This is a genomic window from Niveispirillum sp. BGYR6 (genome assembly GCF_027568365.1).
Taxonomy (GTDB): domain Bacteria; phylum Pseudomonadota; class Alphaproteobacteria; order Azospirillales; family Azospirillaceae; genus Niveispirillum.
The window spans coordinates 12,237-36,083 of sequence record NZ_JANLNL010000020.1 but is presented as its reverse complement, the minus strand read 5'-3'; the positions used below and the strand labels follow the sequence as shown (position 1 = coordinate 36,083).

General features: G+C 67.2%; 15 protein-coding genes. 5 read left to right on the top strand and 10 right to left on the bottom strand.

Going from position 1 to position 23,847, the window contains the following annotated elements; all coding sequences use genetic code 11:
* The 7 genes from PCJ49_RS24135 to PCJ49_RS24105 form a co-directional block, all read right to left on the bottom strand.
* The coding region (locus tag PCJ49_RS24135) for a hypothetical protein (protein ID WP_269913226.1) at positions 1-1,218 on the bottom strand (1,218 nt) is incomplete at its 3' end.
* Between the two features lie 315 nt (positions 1,219-1,533).
* Entirely contained in the window at positions 1,534-2,277 is a 744-nt protein-coding gene (locus PCJ49_RS24130; RefSeq protein ID WP_269913225.1) for a methyltransferase, read from the bottom strand.
* Positions 2,274-3,320 carry a glycosyltransferase gene (locus PCJ49_RS24125; RefSeq protein ID WP_269913224.1) on the bottom strand — a complete coding sequence of 349 codons (1,047 nt, stop codon included), beginning with the start codon at positions 3,318-3,320 and terminating at the stop codon, positions 2,274-2,276. The genes PCJ49_RS24130 and PCJ49_RS24125 overlap by 4 nt, the downstream gene beginning before the upstream one ends.
* Positions 3,317-4,774, bottom strand: coding sequence for a radical SAM protein (locus tag PCJ49_RS24120; protein WP_269913223.1), 1,458 nt, complete (start codon positions 4,772-4,774; stop codon positions 3,317-3,319). The genes PCJ49_RS24125 and PCJ49_RS24120 overlap by 4 nt, the downstream gene beginning before the upstream one ends.
* Positions 4,771-5,577: a class I SAM-dependent methyltransferase gene (locus PCJ49_RS24115; RefSeq protein ID WP_269913222.1), complete on the bottom strand. Its 807-nt coding sequence runs from the start codon at positions 5,575-5,577 to the stop codon at positions 4,771-4,773. The genes PCJ49_RS24120 and PCJ49_RS24115 overlap by 4 nt, the downstream gene beginning before the upstream one ends.
* Positions 5,574-8,114 carry a radical SAM protein gene (locus tag PCJ49_RS24110; protein ID WP_269913221.1) on the bottom strand — a complete coding sequence of 847 codons (2,541 nt, stop codon included), beginning with the start codon at positions 8,112-8,114 and terminating at the stop codon, positions 5,574-5,576. Before PCJ49_RS24110 ends, PCJ49_RS24115 begins: the two co-directional genes overlap by 4 nt.
* Entirely contained in the window at positions 8,111-9,646 is a 1,536-nt protein-coding gene (locus PCJ49_RS24105) for a radical SAM protein (protein ID WP_269913220.1), read from the bottom strand. Before PCJ49_RS24105 ends, PCJ49_RS24110 begins: the two co-directional genes overlap by 4 nt.
* 355 nt (positions 9,647-10,001) lie before the next feature.
* On the opposite strand from PCJ49_RS24105, the gene PCJ49_RS24100 reads away from it, so the two are divergent.
* The 4 genes from PCJ49_RS24100 to PCJ49_RS24085 are packed head-to-tail and all read left to right on the top strand — an operon-like array spanning position 10,002 to position 16,930.
* Positions 10,002-11,192 carry an efflux RND transporter periplasmic adaptor subunit gene (locus tag PCJ49_RS24100; protein ID WP_269913219.1) on the top strand — a complete coding sequence of 397 codons (1,191 nt, stop codon included), beginning with the start codon at positions 10,002-10,004 and terminating at the stop codon, positions 11,190-11,192.
* Positions 11,189-13,141, top strand: coding sequence for a MacB family efflux pump subunit (locus tag PCJ49_RS24095; protein ID WP_269913218.1), 1,953 nt, complete (start codon positions 11,189-11,191; stop codon positions 13,139-13,141). The genes PCJ49_RS24100 and PCJ49_RS24095 overlap by 4 nt, the downstream gene beginning before the upstream one ends.
* 7 nt (positions 13,142-13,148) lie before the next feature.
* Entirely contained in the window at positions 13,149-14,552 is a 1,404-nt protein-coding gene (locus PCJ49_RS24090) for a TolC family protein (protein WP_269913217.1), read from the top strand.
* Between the two features lie 20 nt (positions 14,553-14,572).
* Positions 14,573-16,930 carry a hypothetical protein gene (locus PCJ49_RS24085; protein WP_269913216.1) on the top strand — a complete coding sequence of 786 codons (2,358 nt, stop codon included), beginning with the start codon at positions 14,573-14,575 and terminating at the stop codon, positions 16,928-16,930.
* Between the two features lie 2 nt (positions 16,931-16,932).
* Here the strand turns inward: PCJ49_RS24085 and PCJ49_RS24080 are convergent, their stop codons facing one another.
* The gene (locus PCJ49_RS24080; protein ID WP_269913215.1) at positions 16,933-19,005 is read right to left on the bottom strand and encodes a glycosyltransferase; all 2,073 of its coding nucleotides are present in this window, start codon (positions 19,003-19,005) and stop codon (positions 16,933-16,935) included.
* 149 nt (positions 19,006-19,154) lie between these two features.
* Between PCJ49_RS24080 and PCJ49_RS24075 the strand changes: the two genes are divergently transcribed.
* A complete protein-coding gene (locus tag PCJ49_RS24075) occupies positions 19,155-22,652 on the top strand; it encodes a PAS domain-containing hybrid sensor histidine kinase/response regulator (RefSeq protein WP_269913214.1) in 3,498 nt (1,165 codons plus the stop codon).
* Between the two features lie 398 nt (positions 22,653-23,050).
* On the opposite strand, the gene PCJ49_RS24070 is transcribed toward PCJ49_RS24075, so the two are convergent.
* Complete coding sequence (locus tag PCJ49_RS24070; protein ID WP_269913213.1) at positions 23,051-23,404, bottom strand: PilZ domain-containing protein; 354 nt, start codon at positions 23,402-23,404, stop codon at positions 23,051-23,053.
* Between the two features lie 183 nt (positions 23,405-23,587).
* Complete coding sequence (locus PCJ49_RS24065; RefSeq protein ID WP_089288974.1) at positions 23,588-23,821, bottom strand: hypothetical protein; 234 nt, start codon at positions 23,819-23,821, stop codon at positions 23,588-23,590.
* Positions 23,822-23,847: the final 26 nt, after the last annotated feature.

Below are 23,847 nucleotides of genomic sequence, written 5' to 3'. Positions count from 1 at the left end.
ACCCTGACCGCCGCCGGAACCCTGACCGCCGCCGGAACCCTGACCGCCGCCGGAACCCTGACCGCCGCCGGAACCCTGACCGCCGCCGGAACCCTGACCGCCGCCGGAACCCTGACCGCCGCCGGAACCCTGACCGCCGCCGGAACCCTGACCGCCGCCGGAACCCTGACCGCCGCCGGAACCCTGACCGCCGCCGGAACCCTGACCGCCGCCGGAACCCTGACCGCCGCCGGAACCCTGACCGCCGCCGGAACCCTGACCGCCGCCGGAACCCTGACCGCCGCCGGAACCCTGACCGCCGCCGGAACCCTGACCGCCGCCGGAACCCTGACCGCCGCCGGAACCCTGACCGCCGCCGGAACCCTGACCGCCGCCGGAACCCTGACCGCCGCCAGAGTCTTGGTCCCCGCGAGGATCATCTTTCTGCTTCTGCGGTGGGTCCGGCGGTTGTGCCGCCTGCTGGGCGGGGGGCAGCGGCTGGAAGGGGATCAGCCAGTTGGCACCCGGAAATCCTGTAATCAGCAGCAGCAGGAAAATGGGCAGCAGCCCTGCCATCAGACGCAATGTCCCGATGGCGCGCCACCGCAGATCATCGCGCAGCCACCCCATATCAATGTGAATGTCACCGGGCCAGATGGTGCGTTTTTGCTGGGATCGGCGGCTGGCCATACTGACCAGACGACCCAGGCGGGTCGATCCATGCGCGATGCCGGCCATGTCCGCCTGGACCGCCGCCGCATAACGCTGTGCCGCCACATGGGCCTGCGCCGCCTGATCCGGCGCTGGCCCCAGCGGACGGGGCGGCAATGCCAGCCAGCTCAACAACGCCACACAATCCGGCGGACCGCCCCCCACAAGACCGGAGAGCGTATAGATGGCAATGGCCGTCGCCAGCATGACGCAGGCAAGCACCGGGACCAATGGCCCGGTGAAGGAAAGCAGGGCCAGGGCGCCACCAAGAAACAGCAGCGCCCAGAGGCAGGCCGTCAAGTGGAAGGAGAGTTTCTGGGCTGTGCCCAACCGGCGCAATATTTCGGCAGGCTCCCCCGACCGCTGCTGCCAAGCGGTGCGAAGCCGCCGGAAGAAAATCGCAAAGGTCACCGAAGCAAGCAGGATAAGTGTTGCGGCAACCAGCAGCACAACCCAGCCCCCCGTCACGACAGGGGCCGGCATCACGGCCGTCAGATAGCTTGCGAGAATGCCCAGGATGACAGACACGTAAAATCGCGGCTGTTCGAACCACCGTCGATATTCACGGGCAATTTTGAGAAAATGCGCGACCGTCGGCTGAAGGCCAGCCGCCGCCGCAGGTATGTTTACCCGCCCGCCACCGTAACGCATTACCCCTTCAGAGGGCATCCCCACCATTGCCATCCCACCGACTTTGACAACCCAATTTACTGAAATTTCGGGGGATTGGGTAAAAAATCATCGTCCAAACAGAAGGTTCGCTCGCATGTCGGGTATTTTGGCGGCGGATGAAGTCGTTTCTGACCACCGGCAACATGCATACAAGTCGCAGAAATCCAGGGCTCACGCGCTGGCGCCAACATCCGTTGGCTTGGCATAAGCCACCACCCGCAGCAGCCAGGTCATTTCCAGCCACGACCGCTTGGCATGAACCAGCCGCAGGCCCAGCCCCTGGCCGGACAGGATGGCGTTGATGGTTTCCACCGCGCAATCCTCCGACAGCAGCATCAGCACCTCGGTCCGGGAAAGGTCCAGGGCGGCCAGTTGCGGGGCCAGACGGCGGAAATAGGCGAAATCATCACCACAAAACCAGGCGCGTTCGGCCATGCTGGCAGGATCGCGCGGGTAATAGGGCGGGGTGATGATGATCAGATCAAAGGCATCCGGGGCAAAGCTGGTGGCCTGATCCGCCAGAACCGGCCGCAGGATCAGGCCATTGCGCACGGCGTTCAGCCGCGCATTGGCCAGCGCAGCCGGGTTGATGTCGCTGGACACCACCCAGGCCCCGGCGCGGGCCAGGAACAGGCCGACCAGCCCGGTGCCGCAGCCCAGATCCAGCACCCGCCGCCCGGCCAGCGCCGTGCCGGGAAAGCGGCGGGCGAAATGATCCAGCAGCACGGCGGTGCTGACGGTGGGGCCGGGCGGAAAGACGCCGGGCTGCACCAGGATATCCAGCCCCTGCCGCCGCCAGCGCCGCTCCACCGCATAATGCCGGCGGAACCAGCGCTGCAGCAGCGGCGTCAGCGGGCGCAGAATCAACCGGCGCAGGCCCGCCAGCCAGCGGTTGCGGCGGGGCAGCGCCATCATGCCAGCAGCCCCTGATAAAGCTGGGTATAGGCTTCCACCGTCTGTTCAATGGGCCAAAGGCGGCGCGGCGGCGGCGGATCGTCCGCCAAGGCAGCCAGGGCGGCTTCGGCCAACCCCTCCTCCCCCGCCGCCAGCCGGAAGCCCGGATCGGCGCTGGACGGGGCAATGCCGACGGCACGCGACACCACCCTGGCCCCGCGCGCCCGTGCCTCTGCCATCACCATGGCGAAGCTTTCAAACTCGGCCGTGTGCAGCAGCACCCGGCTGCGCGCCATCAGGTCGAACACGGCAGAACGCGGCAGCCGGCCGGTGAAGCTGAGATTATCCGCCACCCCCAATTGCCGGGCCAATGCCTCCGCCGGTTCCAGCAACGGGCCCCAGCCGGCCCAGCAGGCCCGCAGGGTCGGGTGCGGCACCACCAACTGGGCGACAATGCGCACAAAGGCCAGCGGGTCTTTCACCGGGATCAGGTTGCCCACGGCCAGCAGATCGATTTCCCGTGGGCAGGCCGGCTGTTCCACCGGGGCCACCCCCCAGGGGATGACATGGCCGACATCCGGCCCGCCATTTTCCAGCAGCACCCGGCGCTGAAAGGCGCTGACCGCCACGCCGGTAACACCCGGCTTGCCCAGCAGGCTGTGCCAGCGGCCGATGTGCCGCACCTCCTGCCCCATCAGCGTCACCACCAGGGGGGCACCGCAAAGCCGGGCCGCCAGCCGGGCCACCCCGGCGCATTCCCCCAGCCAGAAGGCATGGATCAGATCAAACGGCCCCGCCTGATGCAGGGCGGTCAGCAATTGCGCCTGGGCCAGCAAGCGGCGCGGCAGCCGCGCATTGTCCCCACCGATGGGCAGCACATCCAGCCCGTGCCATTGATAGGGCGTGCGGCGGGCCGGGTAATGCAGGGCAAAGATGCTGATCCGCCAATCGGGATGGGCATCGCGCAAAGCCAGCACATAATCCTGCAGGGCGGGGATACAATCACTGTCCTGTTCATCGGCCGGGAAGCCCGGCGTCACCAGGGCGATGTGACGCGCACTCATCCCGCCACCCCCGCCGGGGCGGTGGTGCTGCAGGACAGGGCCCGCACATCCGGCCGCCCCGGTACCTGCCAGCGGGCGATCAGCATCCCCGCCCGCGACCGCCAGGCCCGCAGTTTCAGCCGCAGGGCGCGGGGATGCAGGTGGTTCTTCTCCTGGTCCCAGGCCACCTCATGCGTCAGATAGGCCAGGGCATGGGCGTAGTAGCGTTCCGAATAGGTGCGGGGGAACCGGTTTTCCCGGTCACTGCCCTCGGCAAAGTCAGGCGAGGTGACGTGGGGCGACAGTTCGCTGTAAAGCTCCGTCCCCTTGATCGGATAGGCCAGCGTGACCGTATAGCGGTCGGGCCGGGCATTTTTCAGATATTGCAGGGTGTTGAGGATATCCACCTCCTCCTCCCCCGGATAGCCCAGCATCAGGAAGGTGCCGGTTTCAATCCCCGCCTCGCTGGCCGCACGGATCATGGCGGTGGCCGCCTCTACCGTTACCTGCCGGTTCATGCTGTCCAGAATGCGCTGGGAACCGCTTTCGGCCCCGATCCAGACCCGGATACAGCCGGTGCGGGCCAGCAGCTCCACCACCTCCGGGCTCATCCGGTCGGCGCGGGTGATGCATTCATAGCGGATGCGCAGGCCGGCAGCGTCCAGCGCCTCGGCAAATTCCCGCAGCCAGCGGTGATTGACGGTGAAGACATCATCGACAAACCAGAACTGGTCCGGCTGGTACAGCCGGGTCAGTTCCGCCAGTTCGGCCACCACCTTGTCAGCCGCGCGGCGGCGATAGCTTTTGCCGTACACGGCGCGGCTGCACCAGGAACAGCTATAGGGGCAGCCGCGCTGGGTGGAAACGTTCAGCGAGGTCTGGCCATGCGCCCCCCGCCATGCCCGGAAATAGGGGGAAAGGTCGATGCGATGGCGGGCGGGAACGGGCAGTTCATCCAGCTTGGGCAGATGCGCGCGGGATGGGGAGAAGGCCGCCTGCCCATCCGCCGCGCGATAGGCCAGCCCCGGAATCCCGGCCAATACGGCGGGGTCGGCCAGATCGGCATCGGGCAGGGCGGCGATGGTGGCCATCGTCTCCTCCCCCTCCCCCACCACCAGCAGATCGACGCCGTGGGCCAAATAATCAGCGGCGTTATAGCGCCCGTCCGGCCCGCCCAGCACCACCTTGATGCCGGCATGAAGGGCCGACGCACGCAACTGGCGGATCAGCCGCAGCACCACCTTGCGGGTCATCAAGGTGACGTAGAAGGCCACCATGCGCGGACGCAACTCATCCATCCGGGCCAGGAAGGCGGGCTCCGTCAGGAAGGTATTGTCGATCACCTCATGCACCACGCCCTGGCGATCCAGCCAGGCGGAGATGGACAGCAGGCCCAGCGGCGGATAGGGCCGCATGATCTTCTGTTCCACCGGGTCATCGGCGAGAAAGTAACCGTGGGAGAGGACGAGGCTCATCCCTGTCTCCGAAATTCCAGCAACATGTGATCGGATATCCCGGCCAGCAGCGGCCAGCCGGGCAAGGCGCGGTCGAGGCGTTCCAGCCGATCCACCAGGGCGGGGCGGTTGGTAAAGACCGGTTCCAGCGCGCTGGGGGGGACCGCCAGACCGATGGGGCGGATGGCCACACAGTCAAAATCAGCGGCGAACATGCGGCGCAGCCGGTCCGGCCCATAATACCAGATGGGGAAGCTGGCCGACCCCACCCGCGCTGTCACCGGCCCACCGCCCAGGCGGCGGAAGGCGGCGCGCGGGTGCAGGCGGGGCAGATGCCACGCCACCTCCCACAGGCAGAGCGGCGGCATCACCACCAGCACCACCCGCCCGCCGGGCCGCACGATGCCGGCCAGCCGCCCGGCCAGGGCGGCCAGATCATCGGGCGACAGGCAGTTCAGCCCGCCGAAATTGGACAGGACCAGATCAAACTGCCGGCCCAGCAGCGACGGCGACAGCATTTCCGCCGCCAGCCGGGTGGTCTGCACCAGATGGCCCAGCCCGGCCCTGGCGGCTTTACGCGCCGTCTGCACCAACATGCCGGTGGAAATATCGGTGGCCAGCACCTGATAGCCACGGGCAGCCAGATGCACCGCATCTTCCCCCGTGCCGCAATTGATCTCCAGAACGTCCGCCGGGCGGCCCAGCGCGTTCAGCACCGGTTCCAGATGCGACCAGACAAGGTTGCGCTGCGCCCGGCCAACCCGGCTGCGGGTGAAATCATCGTCATAGCTGTCGGCGGCCTGATCGAAGGCGGCGTCGGTCATGATGTCGCCCCCGCCGTTTCCGCCGCCGCCATCACCGGGGCATCGCCGCGCGGCTTTTCCAGCCGCAGCCGCAGGGCCCCCAGCGCCAGCGGCAGGGCCTGACGCGCCAGCACCGACAGGGCGCGCAGCCGCCCGCCCGGCAAATCGCCGCGCAGCACCTTCACCGCCCGCGCCCAGGCGACGCGGCGATGCACGTAACGGTGCAGATGGCGGTAGAAGTTGGGCCGATAGGCACCGGGGAACATCAGGTCCAGATCGTCGCTATGGGTCCAGTTGGTCTTTTCCCCCAGCGCTGCCCGCATCCGTTCATGGAACACGGTGCCGGGCAGCGGGTAGGAGACGGAAATACCGATCTGATCGGGCAGCAGCCCCGTCACCATGGCGATGGTGCGGTCGATATCGGCGCGGGTTTCACCGGGATAGCCGAATTGCAGGAAGAAGGCGGAGCGCATCCCCAGCGCCCGGATGCGCGGCACCAGCGCATCAATCTGGGCGCGGGTGATGCCCTTGTCCATGGCATCCAGAATGCGCTGGGAACCGCTTTCCGCCCCGATCCAGACGGTATCCAGGCCGGACGCGGCCAGCGCTTCCAGCGTGTCACCCTTGGCCAGCAGATCGGCGCGTGACTGGATGGTGTAGGAAAAACGCAAACCGCGCTGTTGCACCAGTTCGGCAAAGCGCTGAATCCAGCCGGGTTTCAGGCCGAAAATATCATCGGTGATCCAGAAATGATCGGGCTGATAGGCCGCGATCAGATCGGCGATTTCATCCACCACGCTTTCCGGGGAGCGTGAATTATAGCGGCTGCCATAGATGGGCTTTGCACACCAGTTGCAACTGAAGGGGCAGCCGCGCGTGGTGGAGATGTTCAGCGAGAAACGCCCATGCGCCTGCCGCCAGATGCGGCGATACGCCTCCATATCCACCAGATCCCAGGCCGGGCGCGGCAGCGCATCCAGATCGCGCAGCACGGCACGGCGCGGGGTGGCCACAGGCGTGGCCAGCTTGGCCACCTCCCCCGTCGCTGCCGGCATCGGCTGCGCGTGGATAATGCCCTCGATCCCGTCCAGCGGCTGGCCTTCCTGAAGGGCTGCCAGCACGGCGCGCAAGGTCGCCTCCCCCTCGCCCTTGATCACGGCATGGGCACCGGCGGCCAGGTAAAGGTCGGCATGGTCGGCGGCATCGGAACTGCTGACCAGCACCTTGGCGCCGCGCGCACGGGCCAGGGAGACCATGCCCAAAGCTGCCTCCCGCATCCGGGTCAGGCACATCTTGGTCAGATAGTTGAAACCATCTTCATAGATCACCACGGTGCCGGGGCGTTCCCCATCCACCAGATCGACAAAGCCGCGCTCATTCTCCGCCAGACCGGCATCGAACAGGGAGACGTTATAGCCGGCCTGCCGCGCCACGGCGGCGGCATAGAGCGTGCCCAACGGCGGATAGGGCTGGGCCGCCCGCCACTGCTTTTCATCAAAGCGATAGAAAAAGGCCGAGGCCACCAGCAGGCGGGAGCGGTCCACCCCACGGTCGATCAGCATGTCACCCTTATTCTCCAGCCGGTCCAGCGTATCCTGATAGGAACGCAGGATGCGGTTGCGCCAGTCACGCGTGTGCAGCTTGGCCACATGGCGGGTCATCTGCATGGCCCCGCGCGCTTCCAGCGCCGGCAGGGCCGGCACCTTGCGGCGCACCCAATAACGGGTGAGATGCAGCAGCGCACGGTCGATCAACCCGCCCCAGGGGCCGGCGAAGAGCTTCTCCGCCCAGGGACGGGGAAAGGCCGCCGCCTCCCCCGCCGGGGCGGGCAGCAGGGCGGCCGGGCGGGCCTTGGCCACCCATTTGTTGCGGCTGTGCAACTCATCCAGCAGGGCGGTGCCGGCCACCGGGATCATGCTGGCGGTTTCCACCGCCGTGAACGGGTCGCGCAGCGGCAGATCCAGCGTATTGGCATCGACCAGATAATTGGCGCAGAGCAGATCGGGATCGGGCAGGCGATGCACCTTCCACTGGATCAGCGTGCGCGCGATCCACAGCCGACCCGGCTGAGCGATGATGAAATAGTCAAAATCACCATCCGCCGCCATCACGCCTTTGGAGAGCGAGCCGGAAATCCCCACCGCCCGCACGAAGGGGATGCGCATCAGGCTGCGGCCCATGGCCAGCGCGTCGGGCATCACCTGTCGCGCGCGGGCGGCCGTATCGGCACGGCGGGCCACCCGCGCCGCAATCTCCGCCAGGGCGAAGAAGGGGCCGGGCGGCAGGATGTTGTCCGGGTCCAGACCGGGTTCCACCCCATCCAGCCGCTGCACCAGCCCCACCGCCACCAGCCGTTGCAGCCCGACGGCCAGCGCCGCCGGGTCCAGGCCGGGCAGATCGACCCAATGGGCAATCTCCGGGGCGGTCAGCGGATGGCGGAACAGGTCATGATAGGCCAGCACGCGCAGGATGGCAGATTCCACCCGGCCCATTACCGGCAGGGAACGGCCGGCATCATCATTGGCCGGGATCAGTGCGAGGGGCAGCATGTTGTTCATGGGCTGGTCGCCTCCTCTGCCCGAAATCCCTCGATCTCGGGCCGCGTATAGCGGAGCAGTTTCTGGAAAACTTTCAGTTCCAGCGGCTTGGCATAAAGCTGCAGGCCATAGCGGAGGGCCGCCAGCAGCGGCATCAGCCGGCGGTTCAGCGGCCCGACGGTGAAATCGGTGCGGGTGGGGTAGCGCGCGTTCAGCACGGTTTCAAAATCATGGATGTGCCGCACCATGGCGGGCGTCAGCCAGGGGGTCAGCGGGTTGCGGTGCAGGTCGAAATTCTCCCAGGCCGGCGACAGCCATTCCTCCAGGCTGGACGGGAAGGCAAAGCCGGCTTCCACGATCTGGCGGTGCAGGTCGCTGCCCTCCGTCGGCACGGGGCTGTAGATGTAAAGAATGATCTCCGTCGCCGGGGCCTGGCGCTTCAGTTCGCGGATAAAGCCGATATCGCGGTGAATCTGCGCCCAGACGTCGGCTTCTGTCGGCTTGGGGAAGCCCAGCACAAAGGAATATTCCGGGATGATGCCAAAGCCCGCCAGACGGCGGGCAAAGCGCAAAATCTGTTCGCCGGACTGTTTGCCGCCCTTGTCGATCTGGGCCAGGATGCTGTCATCCCCGCTTTCGGCCCCGAAAAAGATCATCCGGCAGCCGGCGCGATACATCAGCGCCAGCGTCTCATCACTGTATTTGTCGATCGTGTCGATGCGGCCTTCGCCCCACCAGATAACGCCCTGGCCCTGCATGGCGCGGGCAAATTCCACCACCCGCTTTTCCGAGACGAAGAAGTTATTGTCGGTGAATTCAATGGCATCCACGCCATGGGCATCGCGCACCCGCAGCACATCCTGCGCCACCAGGGCCGCCGAGCGCGATTTCCAGCGGCCCTGATAGATCGGCACCACGGCGCAGAAGGAACAGGTGAAGGGGCAGCCGAAGCTGGTATGCATGGCATGGGTGCGCCGCCCCAGGAAGGTACGCGGCAGGTACCCCGCCATCGGATAGCGGCGTTCCAGCAGGTGCAGCGGCAGGGGCGGCACGGCATCCGGGTCGGGGATGGCACCGCGCGACACGCGCAGCAGATTGTCACCGCGCAGCAGGATCAGCCCCGGCACCTTGTCCGGGGCCTGCCCCGCCTCCAGCGTCTCCAGCAGGGCCGGGAAGGCCAGATCGGCCGGCCCGTCGATGATGTAATCCACCCAAGATGAGCGCAGCACGGCATCGGGCTGGTTGGAGGGGAAATAGCCGCCCCAGATGATGGTGATATCGGGGAAATGTTCGCGCACCTGGCGGGTGATCGGCACCGCCTGGCGCAATTGCGGCCCCGGCATCACCGTGGCCCCGAAATAGCGGTAGCGCCCGCTGGCCAGCAGATCGCGGATGGTGGGCCAGGGATCGGCCTCCCGGTTGCCATCCACCAGTTCAACGGCGAAGCGGTCACCCAGGCAGGCGGCCAGATGCAGGATGCTGTTGGGCACGCGGGGCCGGCTGGTGGCCCAGGGGTTGAACAGGATGATGCCGGGCAGGGAAAGGCTGGACATGGATCAGGCCCCCGCCCCCGGCGCGGCACAGCGCCGGGCCGGATCGGCCTGCCTGTCCGTGCTGAAATCCACCTGATGCATCACCTGCCTCCCATACCGTCGGACCCTTGACGGATGGGGGCCGGGGATTATTCCCGGCAGCGGCAGAAAATTTCTGAAACAGAGTGGAAACAATATTTACAGTGCAGCAATTTCACTTCCCCCACCGAACAATGATATATCCCTTCGGGCGGGCCGTTAACGATCTTCAGCCCGCGGCGACAGTCGCCGCCATACCTGCCCGTGACAGACCGGGTTTCCCCCAGGCCAGTCTTGTTCCCTGCACGTCTCAGGCTTTCCCGACAGGTGTTTTCGAATGCGCAAATGGATTTTGGTGGCGGTGATCGTGGCAGCCGTTGCCGCCTTGCTGTGGTTCAAACCCTGGCACAAGGAAGGACCGCCCAAGGATCTGACGGCAACGGTCCGGCGGGGTGACATAAGCGACACGGTTTCCGCCACCGGCACGCTGGAACCATCGAAACTGGTGCAGGTCGGCGCGCAGGTGACGGGGCAGTTGAAGGCGCTGCATGTCGTGCTGGGCGACCGGGTGGCCAAGGGCGACCTTATTGCCGAGATCGATTCCATCCAGCAGCGCAATGATCTGCGGGTGGCCCGCGCTGCCCTGGCGGAAGCCGAAGCCTCGCTGAAATCCCGCCAATACCAGTTGGACAAGGCCGAGCGCACGCTGAAACGCCAGCGCACGCTTTATACCGGCAATGCCGGATCGGGGGCGGATTTCGACGATGCGGAAATCGCCGTCGACGTGGCCCGCGCCGATCTGGCCCTGGCCAAGGCGCAGATCGAGCGCGCCACGGTGGAAGTGGAAAAGGCAGAGGCCAATCTGGGCTATACGCGGATCGTCGCCCCCATGGATGGCCGCGTGCTGGCGCTGGCGGTCAAGGCCGGCCAGACGCTGAGTGCAGCACAGACCATCCCGGTCATCGGCGTCATCGCCGAGACCGACACCATGACGGTGCGCGCCCAGGTCTCAGAGGCCGATGTCGCCAAGATCAAACCCGGCCAGAAACTATGGTTCAACACGCTGGGTGACCGGCGGACCCGGCATGAAAGCACGGTGCGCGCGGTGGAACCCGCCCCCACCTCCATCCTGACCGCCGGGCAGGAAGGGCTGAGCAGCGCCAGCAGCCAGAGCACGACCTCACAGGCCGTCTATTTCAACGTGCTGTTCGATGCGCCCAACCAAGGCGGTGCCCTGATGCCGATGATGACGGCGGAGGTGCATATCACCACGGCCGGGGTGGAAAAGGCCCTGATCGCCCCGATGAGCGCCTTTACCGGCCCCGGTGCCGATGGGCTGTACCGCGCCCGGCTGCGCGGCCCCGATGGGAAGCTGGTGGAACGCAAGGTCAAGCTGGGCCTGACCAATCAGGTGGAAGGCGAAATCCTGGACGGCGTGAAGGAAGGGGAAGTGCTGCTGCTGTCCACCGGGATGGAAGGGCCGGGGGGCGCACCGGGGGCCGATGGCGATATGGGTGGGGATGAATGACGGCCAGGCTGGAACTGTCCGGCATTACCCGCCTGTACCAGACCGGCGGGGAAACCGTGGCAGCCCTGGACGGCATCGATCTGGTGATCGAGCCGGGGGAAATGGTCGCCATTGTCGGGGCCTCGGGCTCCGGCAAATCCACGCTGATGAATATTCTGGGCTGCCTGGACCGGCCCAGCGGCGGGCATTACAAGGTGGGCGGCGAGGATGTGGCCAACCTGTCGCCCGACGGGCTGGCCCGGCTGCGGCGGGAACATTTCGGCTTTGTCTTTCAGCGCTATCACCTGATTTCCGGGCTGACGGCGGCGGGCAATGTGGAATTGCCCGCCATCTATACCGGTGAACGGTCGGAAAGCCGGCGTACCCGCGCCCATGCCATTCTGGAACGGCTGGGCCTGGGCAGCCGGCTGACCCACCGGCCCAACCAGCTTTCCGGCGGCCAGCAGCAGCGCGTGGCCATCGGCCGCGCCCTGATGAATGGCGGCGGCGTCATCCTGGCCGATGAACCGACCGGCGCGCTGGACAGCCGCACCGGTGAAACCGTGCTGGCCTTGCTGAAGGAACTGAACGCCGAAGGCCGCACCATCATCATCGTCACCCATGATCACGGGGTGGCGGCCCATGCCGACCGGGTGGTGGAAATCGCCGATGGCCGCATCCTGTCCGACAGCGGGCGGCCGGTGGAACGGGCGGCCCCGCCGCCGCCCGCGCCCCAGGCGGCCAACCCGTTCCGCCCGCTGGCGGCCATCGGGTTCAGCATCCTGGGCGCCATGGTCATGTCGATGCGGGCCATGGCGGCGCAGAAGCTGCGCACCGCCCTGACCATGCTGGGCATCATCATCGGCATCACCGCCGTGGTGGCGGTGGTGGGGCTGGGCGAAGGGGCGCAGCGCCGGGTGACGGCGGAGCTGAGCGACCTGGGCACCAACACGCTGGGCATCTATCGCGGGCGGGGCTGGGGGGACATGAAGGCCGCCCGCCTGTCCAAGCTGACCCTGGCCGATGCCGATGCGCTGGCGGCCCAGCCCTATGCCGATGGGGTGACGCCGGAAATGTCCGGCTCCGTCTCCGCGCGCTATGCCGCCAATTCCGCCACCATGTCGGTGACGGGGGTGGGGCTGGATTATTTCCGCGTCAATGGCATGAAGCTGAAATCCGGCCGGCTGCTGACGCCGGCCGACCTGAACGGCGTGCAGCCCAGCATCGTGCTGACGGACAAGACGGCGGAAAGCCTGTTCAAGGGCGAACCGGGTGACCCGATCGGCCGCATCATCCTGGCCGGCCAGGTGCCGGCCACCGTGGTGGGCATCATAGAATCCAACCGCCAGGGCATGGGCGGCAGCAGCCGGGGCACCGGCTATATGGCCCATACCGCCCTGCGCGCCCGGCTGACCGGCAGTGCCGACCTGGATTCCATCACCGTGCGGCTGAAGGACGGGGTGGACAGTGCCAAGGCCGAAAAGGCGCTGAGCGCCCTGCTGATCCAGCGGCATGGCACCAAGGATTTCAACATTTTCAACAGCGACCAGATCCGCAAATCCATCCAGCGGACCACGGCGATCTTCAGCCTGATGATCTCCGCCCTGGCCGGGGTGGCGCTGGTGGTGGGTGGCATCGGGGTGATGAACATCATGCTGATCGCCGTGACGGAGCGGACACGCGAAATCGGCCTGCGCATGGCGGTCGGCGCCCGCCAGTCCGACATCATGATCCAGTTCCTGATCGAAGCCATTGCCGTCTGCATGGTCGGCGGGTGTACCGGGCTGCTGATCGCCTTCGGGCTGGGTGGCCTGTTCAATTCCGCCAATTTCGGCCTGTCGATCATCATCACCCCGGCCGCCATTCTGCTGGCCTTCCTGTCCACCATGCTGATCGGCCTGATCTTCGGCTTCCTGCCGGCGCGCAAGGCCGCGCGGCTGGACCCGGTCGATGCCCTGTCACGGGATTGAACAACCGATGCGCGCCCGCCTGCTGCCCTGTCTGATCGCCCCGCTGCTGCTTTCCGGCTGCCTGACCACGCCCGCAACTTATCAACGCCCAGCGCTGCCCGGCGGGCTGGACTGGCAAGCGGGGCAGCCCGCCGATACACCGGCATCCCCTGCCCCAACCGCGCCGGTGCCGGCGCCGGCCGATCCCTGGTGGCATTCCTTCGGCGATCCGGGGTTGAATGCCCTGATGCCGGTGGTGCTGGCCGCGAATAATGACGTGTTCAGCGCAGCCCTGCGCGCCCGTCGCGCCCTGCTGGAGGCTGATCTGGCCGGCGTGCCCAGCATTCCCAGCCTTTCCGGCTCGGTCAGTGCCGGGCGCAACATGCCGTTGTCGGGCGATGGCAAGGCGCGCAACAATGCCGGCACCAGCCTGGGCCTGTCCTATGAGGTCGATCTCTGGGGCCGCATCGCCGCCAGCCGGGGGGCAGCGGGGATGGAGGCGCTGGCCTCGGCCGAAGATGTGGAGACGGCGCGGCTGACGGTGATTGCCGCCACGCTCTCCACCTGGTGGCGGCTGGCCCATGCCAACCAATCCATCGCCAGCGCGCGGGCCGGGCTGGAAACCACCTACCGCACGCGGGAAATCGTTGCCACCATGCTGCGGGCCCGCACGGCGTCGGAGCTGGAACGGCTGGAGATGGAACAGACGGTGGAGGCGCAGCTTTCCAACCTCGCCGCATTGGAGCGGGAGCGGGATGCCCAGCGCGCCGCCCTGGCCGTACTGCTGAACGGGGCCGTCAACCCGGCTGCCGAACCGCAGATGCTGCCGCAAGGCGCGCTGCCGCCGCTGGCCCCCGGCCTGCCCGCCAGCCTGTTGTCGCGCCGGCCGGACCTGCGTGCGGCCGAGCTGCGGCTGCGCGCCACGCTGCGCCGCACGGATGAACGCAAGGCCGGCTATTTCCCGGCGCTGACCCTGTCGGGCAGCCTGTCCACCAGCGGGGAGAAGCTGGCCGAATTTCTGACCAATCCGGTCGGCGCGCTGGCCAGCCAGATCAGTATGCCCTTTCTGAACCTGAAGGAAATGGGGCTGAACCTGAAGGTCTCCCAGGCGCAGTATGAGGAGGCGGTGGCCAGTTTCCGGGGTACCGTGCTGACGGCCCTGTCGGAAGTGGTCACCGGCCTGTCAGCGCGCGAAACCCTGCAGCGCCAGGATGATCATCTGGCCCGGTCCCTGACCCTGCAACGGCAGGTGCAGGCGCTGTATGATGTGCGGCTGCGGGCCGGTGCCGTGCCGCTGCGCACCTTGCTGGAAGCGCAGGAGCGCACCCGCACGTCCGAAAATGCCGTGATCGACAACCGGCTGGCCCGCCTGCTGAATGAGGCGACGCTCTACCGGGCATTGGGCGGCAGCCCGGCTGCTGGAGGGGATTAACAAGGGCGCTTGGCCGGGGAATGGGCATTGTGCAAAAGTTCCTGCCCGTTCCCGCAACACCGCCCGGTTCCATGACACTCGCCGCCCTGTTGCAACACGACCCGTTGCTGGTGTCGTTCGATATTTTCGACACGCTGCTGCTGCGCCGGGTGGAACCGCCGACGGCGCTGTTCGAACAGGTGGGGGCGGCGGCCCTGGCAGCCGGGCTGGTGCCGGCCAGCCTGTCCCCGCCCCTGTTCCGGCTGGCCCGGCAGGAGGCGGAGCGGCGGGCAAGGGCGGAACGGTCGGGCGGAGAGGTCGATCTGGCGGCCATTTACGCGGCACTGGGCTTTGGCGACCCGGCGGCGCTGATCGCCCTGGAACTGGCGTTGGAGCAGCAGGCCATTTTCGCCAACCCGCTGCTGCTGCCGGTGCTGCGGGGGCTGGCGGCGGCCGGCATCCCGGTGGTGCTGCTGTCCGACATGTATCTGGCACCGCCCGACCTGACCCGGTTGCTGCAAGGGGCCGGGATCGGGCCGGACCTCTATCGCCGGCTCTATGTTTCCAATGCAGAGGGTGAGTCCAAGGCGGGGGGCGGGCTGTTCAACCGGCTGCTGGCCGATCATCCACACATTCCGCCCGCGCGTATCCTGCATCTGGGCGACGATCCGCTGGGCGATGTGGCCATGGCAAAGGCAGCGGGGCTGCAGGCTATCCATTATGTGCCGGGGCCAGGACTGGCCCGGCTGCGGGAACGTGAACGGTCGGTGGCGGGGCTGGGGGCGCCGGTGGAAGGCTTGCTACCCCGCCGCGCCGCCGCCCTGGCCGGGCGGACGGATGCGGATGACGAGGCCGGGGCGCTGGAATTCGGTGCCCTGGTGCTGGGGCCGGCGGTGGCGGAATATTGCCGCTGGGTGGTGGCGGAGTGCCGGCGGCAGGGGATCAGGCGTATCCTGCCGCTGATGCGCGAAGCGGCCCTGTTCGCCCCCCTGCTGGAAGATTGCATCCGCCAGAGTGACGGGGGGCTGACGGTGGCGCCGCTCTATGTCTCCCGCCAAGCGCTGTTGCCGCTGGAACTGGCGGGGATCAATGCTGCCGCAGCCCACCGCCTGCTGACCGCCCGGCCACATCTGCCCTGGGACCGGCTGTTGCAGCAGGCCGGCGGGCAGGTGCCGGCGGACCTTCAGCCCTGGGCCGGGCTGACGCTGGAACAATTGCTGGCCACAGCGGCCGCCGGCCCCGCCCTGGCCTTGTTCGATGACCCCGCCCTGCAGGCCAGCGCCGCCGCACAGGCGGCGGCAACTCGTGCGCTGCTGCTGGAATATCTGACCCCACTGCTGGGGGAAGGGCCGGTGGCGCTGGTCGATCTGGGGGCACGGGGCAGCACACCCGCCGCCCTGGTGCGGCTGTTACCGGACGGGCGGCAGCGCTGCCAGATCTTCCTGGCCTATGCCGTGGCCGATATTGCCGGCCCGTTGGCCGACGGGATCGGTATTCAGGTCTTTGCCGGGCAGGATGCGGCCGGTCAGGCCCTGGGCCGCATCCTTTACCGCAGCCCGCAACCGCTGGAACGGGTGCTGACGGGGCTGCATGGCACAACGCTGGGCTATCAACGCAAACCGGATGGCGCGGTTGTGCCGGTGCTGGCCGACCCGCCGGCCACGGGTATGGAGGCGCGGCTATTGGGCCTGATGCAGCAAGGCATCCGCCGTTATGCCGGCATGATGGCCGCCGCCTGTCCGACCGACAGCAAACCCGCTACCGGCTTTGCGGCCTTGCTGCCCCTGGCCGCCGCGTTGCTGCGCCCCACGGCGGCAGAGGCAGCCCTGCTGGGCGGGTTGGCCTATGACCAGAATGACGGGACGGAAGGGGAGCGGGTGATCTGCGATGCCACCGCCCTGGAAACCGTGCGCCCCCTGGCCGACCCGCCGATGCAGGGGCCGACCCTGGCCCTGGCCATGGGGCTGCGCCCAGCGCTGGCCCCCTGGCCGCAGGGCGCGCTGACGCTGCTGGACCCCGGTATTTTTCAGCGACCGGCCGACCAGCTGGGGCTGGAGGCGGGGCATGGCCCTGTCTGCCGGGCGCTGATGGCCAAGTTGCAGCAACAGGGCGTCAGCCGTTTCGGCATTCTGGCCGTGGGCGGGGAAGGCGGCATGGGGCCGGATTTCATCCGCCACGCGCGGGAAGCCGGGCTGGAGCCGGCGGCCTATGCCGATCTGATGGGGCATCTGGCCCCGCCCCCGCTGTTCCACGGCGTGCCGGTGCAGCCGATGGCGGCGATGCGCGATGCCGGCCTGCCGTTGGTGCTGGTAACGCTGGGCTATGCCAGCCAGTTGACCGCCCTGATGCAGGAGGGTCCGGGGGAGCAGCCGCCGCTGATCAGCCTGCGCCGGGGCTGAAATCAGCGCTCCTCTTCCGCCTGCTTGGCGGCGATATAGGGATAGGCGTTCAGGATATGGGCCGGCGGTACCGGCCCCCCCCGCAGCACGCGCAAGATGTCGGAGACATATTGCGCGGCGATGATGATGGTGGCCGCCGCCATCTCCTCCGCAGCGATATCCTGCGGCCGCGCCAGAGGCAGGCCCAGCAGCTCCCCCCGGCGCTCACTGTCCAGGAACCCCCGCAGGCGGGGGCGAATGGTTGGTGGCAGGCACGCCAGCACCAAGCCCCCCCCCTGCCCTGCGCCATAAAGCCAGATCGGCCCTGTCCCCGGCAAGGCCGCGAAATCTGTTGCCCGCCAGAGGAAAGGGAGACTGGCCGCCAGGACTGGATCAAGATCGTTCAGCCCGGTCAGGCGCGGCGGACGTTCCGCCCCCGGTGCCGAATGTTCAGGCCAGGGCAGCAGGCGGCCCCGCAGCCCGGCCGCAAATGGGGGCGGCCGCAGCAGGCGCAGGCTGGGCACGGGGATTTCCCGGACCTCCCCCCGCGCCGCCAGTGCGGGGGCGAGGTTGAGCGCCAGTTCCAGCCAATCCCCCGGCAGTTCACCCAGTTCCCGCAGCCGCACCACCCGGCATCCCAAACCCGCCGCGCGCAGCCAGGCGCGTTCCCCCTGGCGGTCTGCGGGGACGGTCAGGGGCGGGGGTGGCGGCAGGGTGCGGTCTTCCGCCGGATCGATGGGAAAGCCCTGATCCACCGTCTCGCGCGGCCAAAGCCCGGCCGCCAGCGCTGCCCCCGCTTTCCCGGTCGCCCGCAGCAGCCCTGCCAGATGGCTGGGATGCCATTCCACCCCCGCCGGCAGGATGGCCAGCATCTCCACCCCCACCAGCGCCGCCACCAGACCGGGCAGCCCCGCCGGCCCGTCCAGCAACCGCAGCGACAGCCCGGCGGGAACGGAGGCGGGGGCGTCCCCCGCCGGCAGCAGGGCAGTGATCGCCAGCCCTTCGCCCGCCTGAGCGGCAAGTTGCGCCAGCCGGCTGTCCAGTTCCCCACCCGGTGGCAGCAGCACCGCCACCGTGGATGGTTGGGCCTGCACGGGCCGCCGCCGCAGGTCCGCCAGCAGATCGGGCAGCGGTTCCAGCAGCACCTCCAGGCAGAGGGCGCGGTTGAAAATATCCTGTGCCGCGGCGGCCATGGCGCGGGCCTGCGCCGGGTGCGCCTTTATCCAGGCCACCCGGTCCAGGATATGGTCGGCCAAGGCCGCTTCGCCACCGGTCGGGTCGACATACAGCACCGTATCGCCGAACCATTCTTCGATGAAGGGATGGCGGTCGGCGATGATGACGGCACCGGCCGCCGCCAACTCGAATACCCGCATGTTGGGCACCGCCGCTTCCCGGTGTGCCGGCAGATGCAGGCACAGCCCCATACCCCAATGATGGGCGGCGGCGATCACGGCACTTCCATCAAAGGGCAGTGGCCCCTGATAGGCGTCCTGCAGATGCGACCAGCGGTCGGCCGTGCCATGCAAGGCCAGCACCCCCGCCGCCGCCAGCCGGCCCAGCAAATGGGGATAGCGCCGCCCATCCCAGTTGGAACCGACATAGAACAGCCGGCTCTGCGGTCCCAGATTGGGCGCCAGGGCGGAGCGGGGGGAGCTGACATGGAAGGGCAGTGTCGGCGGATCGCGCCCCACCAGTGCCATCCGCCCGGCCAGATGCGCCGCCAGTCCGGGGCCAGAGACCAGATAGGCATCATGGCTCAACTCAAACGCGCGGCCATGATGAAAGGCGGTTTCGCTGCCCGCCGCAATCAGGGCCGGCGGATTCCAATAGCAGGCCAGCCAAGGATGCGACGTCAGCTTGGGCGTGGCCTGCGGGTGCAGGCACAGCACCGCGTCCGGGTCCATCGCCGCCACATCGGCGGCCCGGCTGTGGATGGCGGCCTGCCAGCCCAGCCCGGCCATGGCCCGGCCCAGCCGCAGCGCCAGTTCCCGTTCAGCCAGCGGCTGGGCCGGGTCGAACGGGTTGAACAGCGCCAGCCGCGGTCCTTTGCTCTCTCCCGTCATTGGGTCCGTCACCCCGCCGCCTATGTTCATGATCAGATAAGCCCGTTCGCCAGTTTACCGGTTGAGGCCGCTTTGCGATATGGGGGATGGGGGCGATGGCCTTTTCCCAACTTCCCCCTACGCCCGGCCCCGGGCGCGGTGTAAGCTGGCCGTCTGCGCCGCCCCCGCCCCGGAACAAGATGCAAAGCTGGCTGGTCCTTACCCTGTCGCTGGTCTATCTGGCCGCCCTGTTCGGCATCGCCTGGCAGGGCGACCGGTTGGCGGACAAGCATTCGGGTGCGGCACAGGGGGGGCGCGCGCCCCTGCTCTATGCCCTGTCGCTGGCCGTCTATTGCACCTCCTGGACCTTTTACGGGGCGGTGGGGCGGGCCGCCAATGGCGGGTTTGATTTCCTGTCCATCTATGTTGGCCCCATCCTGATGATCGGGCTGGGCTGGCCCATCCTGGCCAAGATGGTGCGGGTGGCGAAGGCGGAAAACACCGTCTCCATCTCCGACTTCATTTCCGCCCGTTATGGCAAAAGCCGGGTGCTGGCGGCCTTTGTCACCTTCATCGCCGTGCTGACGGTGCTGCCCTATTTCGCCTTGCAGCTGAAGGCGATCACCATCAGCCTGGAGGCGATTTCCGGCAATATGTTCGGCGGCCCCCTGCTGGACAAGCCGGGCCAGAACACTTTCATCATCACCTGCACCATGGCCCTGTTCGCCATCCTGTTCGGGGTGCGCAACATCCACGCCAATGAACATCATCGCGGGCTGATGACCGCCATTGCGGCGGAAAGTCTGGTGAAGCTGCTGGCGGCCCTGGTGGTGGGCGGCGGGATCGTTTTCACCGTCGCCGGCGGCCCGTGGGAGATTTTCGATCAGGCGATGGAACGGCCGGAACTGCGTGAGATTCTGACCCCGCATCTGGATGGCGGGTGGTGGACCATGACGCTGCTGGCCGCACTCGCCATCATCTGCCTGCCGCGTCAGTTTCATGTGGCAGTGGTGGAAAACACCCATGTCGGGGATATCCGCACGGCGTCCTGGCTGTTCCCCGCCTATCTGGTGGGGATCAACCTGTTCGTCATGCCGGTAGCCCTGGCCGGATTGCTGATGTACCCCGATGGCAGCGTCAATGCCGACACATTCCTGGTGACCATTCCGCTGGAACTGGGGCATCCCGGCATGGCGCTGCTGGCCTTCATCGGCGGCCTGTCGGCCGCCACCAGCATGATCATTGTCGGGGCGGTGGCGCTTTCCACCATGGTCTGCAACGATATCATCGTGCCGGTGCTGATGGCCTATCGCCCGGCCATGAAGCGCTGGCAGGATGATCCCAAGCCCATGCTGCTGACCGTGCGGCGGTTGACCGTGCTGGCCCTGCTGACCATGGCCTATTTTTATTACCTGTTCATCGGCACCACCTTTCCGCTGGCCACCATCGGCACCGTCTCCTTCGCCGGGGTGGCCCAGTTCGCCCCGCCTTTGCTGCTGGGCCTGTTCTTCCGGCGCGTCACCAAGGCCGGCGCCATTGTCGGGCTGGGCGCCGGCTTCATCACCTGGGCCTATACGGTGCTGGTACCCAGTTTTGTGGTGGCTGGGCTGATCCCCGGTTCGATGATGGATGAGGGACTGTTCGGCATTTCCTGGCTGACGCCCACCGGGCTGGGCGGCATCCATGATCTGGACACGCTGGCCCATGGCGCGCTGGTCAGCCTGGGGCTGAATCTGCTGGCGCTGGTGCTGGTCTCCTTCTTCACCCGACAGTCCGACCTGGAAAAACAGCAGGCGCGGCGCTTTGTGTCCCAGCGCTCCGACGCGCGGGACGGGCGGCAGGCGCCGCGCGGCGCCATCCTGGCCGATTTGCATGAACTGGCCGCCCGTTATGTCGGCGCCAAACGGGCGGATGCCGTCTTTCTGGACCTGACGCAGCTGTCCAACCCGCGGTCGGACCAGTTCAAGGTAGCGCTGGAAGCCCGCATCGATGAAGAGGCGATCCAGGCCACCGAATGGCTGCTGGCCGGCGCCATCGGCAGCGCCTCGGCCCGGGTGGTGGTGGCCAGCCTGCTGTCTGACCGGCGGCTCTCCCGCTCCGATGCGCGGTCGATCATCGACGAGGCATCACGCGCCATTCTGGACCAGCATATGCTGCTGCGCTCCACCCTGGAGAATGTCGGCAAGGGCATCTGCGCGGTGGACAAGGATTTCCGCCTGCTGCTGTGGAATTACCGGTTCCTGGAACTGCTGGATGTGCCGGAGGGGTTGATCACCGTCGGCACGCCGCTGGGCCAGCTGGTGGCCTATCTGCAAAGCCGGGGGGAATTCGGGCGCGAGGGTGAGGTGGAAAGCCTGTTCATGCGCCGGCTGGACCCGAAACGCCGCGACCAGGATGACGTGTTCCACCGCACACGGCCCGATGGCACGGTGCTGGAAATCAGTTCCAACCCCATGCCCGACGGCGGGTTCGTCGCCGTCTATAATGACATCACCGACAAGCACCGCGCGGCAGAGGCGTTAAGGGCGGCCAATGAGGGGCTGGAGCGCGGCATCGCCGAACGCACCACCGACCTGGCCGCCGCCAAGCAGGAGGCTGACCGTGCCAACCAGGCCAAAACCCGCCTGCTGGCCGCCGTCAGCCATGATCTGTTGCAGCCCCTGCACGCCGCCCGCCTGTTCATCTCCGCCGCGCTGGAGCGCGGGCAAGACCCGCTGGTGACCCAGGCAGATGCCGCCCTGCGGTCGGTGGAACAGCTGCTGGGCGATCTGCTGGATGTCACCAAACTGGATACCGGGGTGGTGAAGCCCAACCGCACCGCCGTGATGGTGGACGATATCCTGCGCCCGCTGGCGGAGGAGCTGGGCGTGGTGGCCGACCGGCATGGGCTGCGCCTGCGCCGCGTGCCCTGCCGGGCCAGCGTGGATACGGATGCCGTGCTGCTGCGCCGCATCCTGCAGAATTTCCTGGCCAATGCCCTGCGCTATACGCCCAAGGGCCGTATCCTGCTGGGCTGCCGGCGGGTGGGCGACCATCTGCGGATTGAGGTATGGGACACCGGCCCCGGTATTCCCCCCGAACGCCAGCGGGAGATTTTCCAGGAATTCCGCCAGCTGGATACCGGCCCGGGCGATCGGGACAAGGGGCTGGGCCTGGGGCTTTCCATTGTGGAGCGCTTTGCCGCCATCCTGGGCCACCGGATCGGCCTGCGCTCCACCGTTGGCAAAGGCAGCTGTTTTTCCGTGGAGGTGCCGCTGGCGGCCACCCCGGCGGCGCCAAGCCGCCCCACCAGTGCGGTACAGGTGACGGGGTTGCAGGGCACGCTGGTGCTGTGTGTGGAAAATGAACCCGCCATCGCGGAGGCCACCCGCGCCCTGCTGACCGGCTGGGATTGCCAGGTGGTCTGGGGCAAGACGGGGGAGGCCGCCCTGGCCGCCCTGGGCGATGCCAAGCCGGATGTGCTGCTGACCGATTTCCATCTGGATCATGGCGCCAGCGGGCTGGACGCCCTGGCGCTGGTGCGCGCCCGCTTTGGCGAGGCCCTGCCAGCCGCCGTGGTCACCGCCGACCGCAGCGACGCCGTGCGGGAGGCGGTGACGGCGGTGGGTGCGCGCATCATCTACAAGCCCGTGCGACCCGGTGCCTTGCGCGCGCTGTTGACCCAGATGACCGCCGAACGGCGGCGACCAGCCGCGTGATATCAAGCTGCCTAAAGGTTGACCTTTAGGCGGGTTGGCCACGCCAGGTGCGTGGATAGGCTCGCCCGGCGCCTTAGAGTCCGTCCGGAAAGTTTCACGTTATCTCAACGTCTTACACGTCTTATCTTCAAACGCTACCGTCACCCCGGCGAAGGCCGGGGTCCAGAATCACAGGCGCTTTGCTCTACGAAACTGGACCCCGGCCTTCGCCGGGGTGACGGGATTAAAACACTAGAGCAGATCGCGGAAAAGCGGAATCGCTTTACAGCGTGAATCTGCTCGCTGAACAAGAGCTTAGAGCCTGATGCGTTTACGATTAAACGCATCAGGCTCTAATACGTTGAGAAAGAAGGAAAAATTTTCAGGCGGACTCTTAGGGAACGCAAAATCTGCCTTGATCAGAAAGACGCTGATGGCAGCGGATCGATGCTGTCATTCAGCAATTCCAGCAAGATGGGAAAGGCATGGGGGCGATCCAGTAATTCCAGCCCGATCGAGCCATCCTTGCAGTTACCCAAATGGCGGATCGTTGCCGGCAGATGTGACCAGCTGCCACCATCGGCCCGCAGCACGGTGATATCCACCGCCATGCCCACCAACAATCCGGAGGCGGGCAGTTCCAGCCGGACCCGCAGGCCCCCGAATGACCAATCCAGCAGGCGCGCCGGGTAACCGGCGACCATCAGGAACATGGGCAGCGTCACGGTGCGGGGGTGCAGCCGCCGCTCACAAGGGCTCTCTGGCATACGCATGATGGTCTTATTTTGAACCAAGCGCTGTTATTTGGGTAGAAAATTCACAAACGAAACATTGTTGATGGCCAAAGGCGTGGTGAGGGATGACGCCGATACCCGCGGCCAGGAAGCGGCACGACAAAAAAGCGCCGCATCCCTGCGGACGCGGCGCTTTTCAGAGGAGCAAACAACCCGAACGGATCAGGCCGCGTTCTGGCTATGCCCCAGGCGGCGGAAACGGGTGGCATCCAGCACCACCTCCAGCGCCAGCGACAGCCGGTCGCTCGACCGGCCTTCGACTAGGAATTCCACGTGAACCGGACGCGTGGCATGTTGATGGACGGCATGAACCAGAAGACGCCGACGCGGCACCTTCAATTCCTCCAGCCACTCACCCGCCTTCGGGGGCTCGGCGACCCGCCTGGACAACACCATCGCACTCTCCTCACCAAACCGCCCCG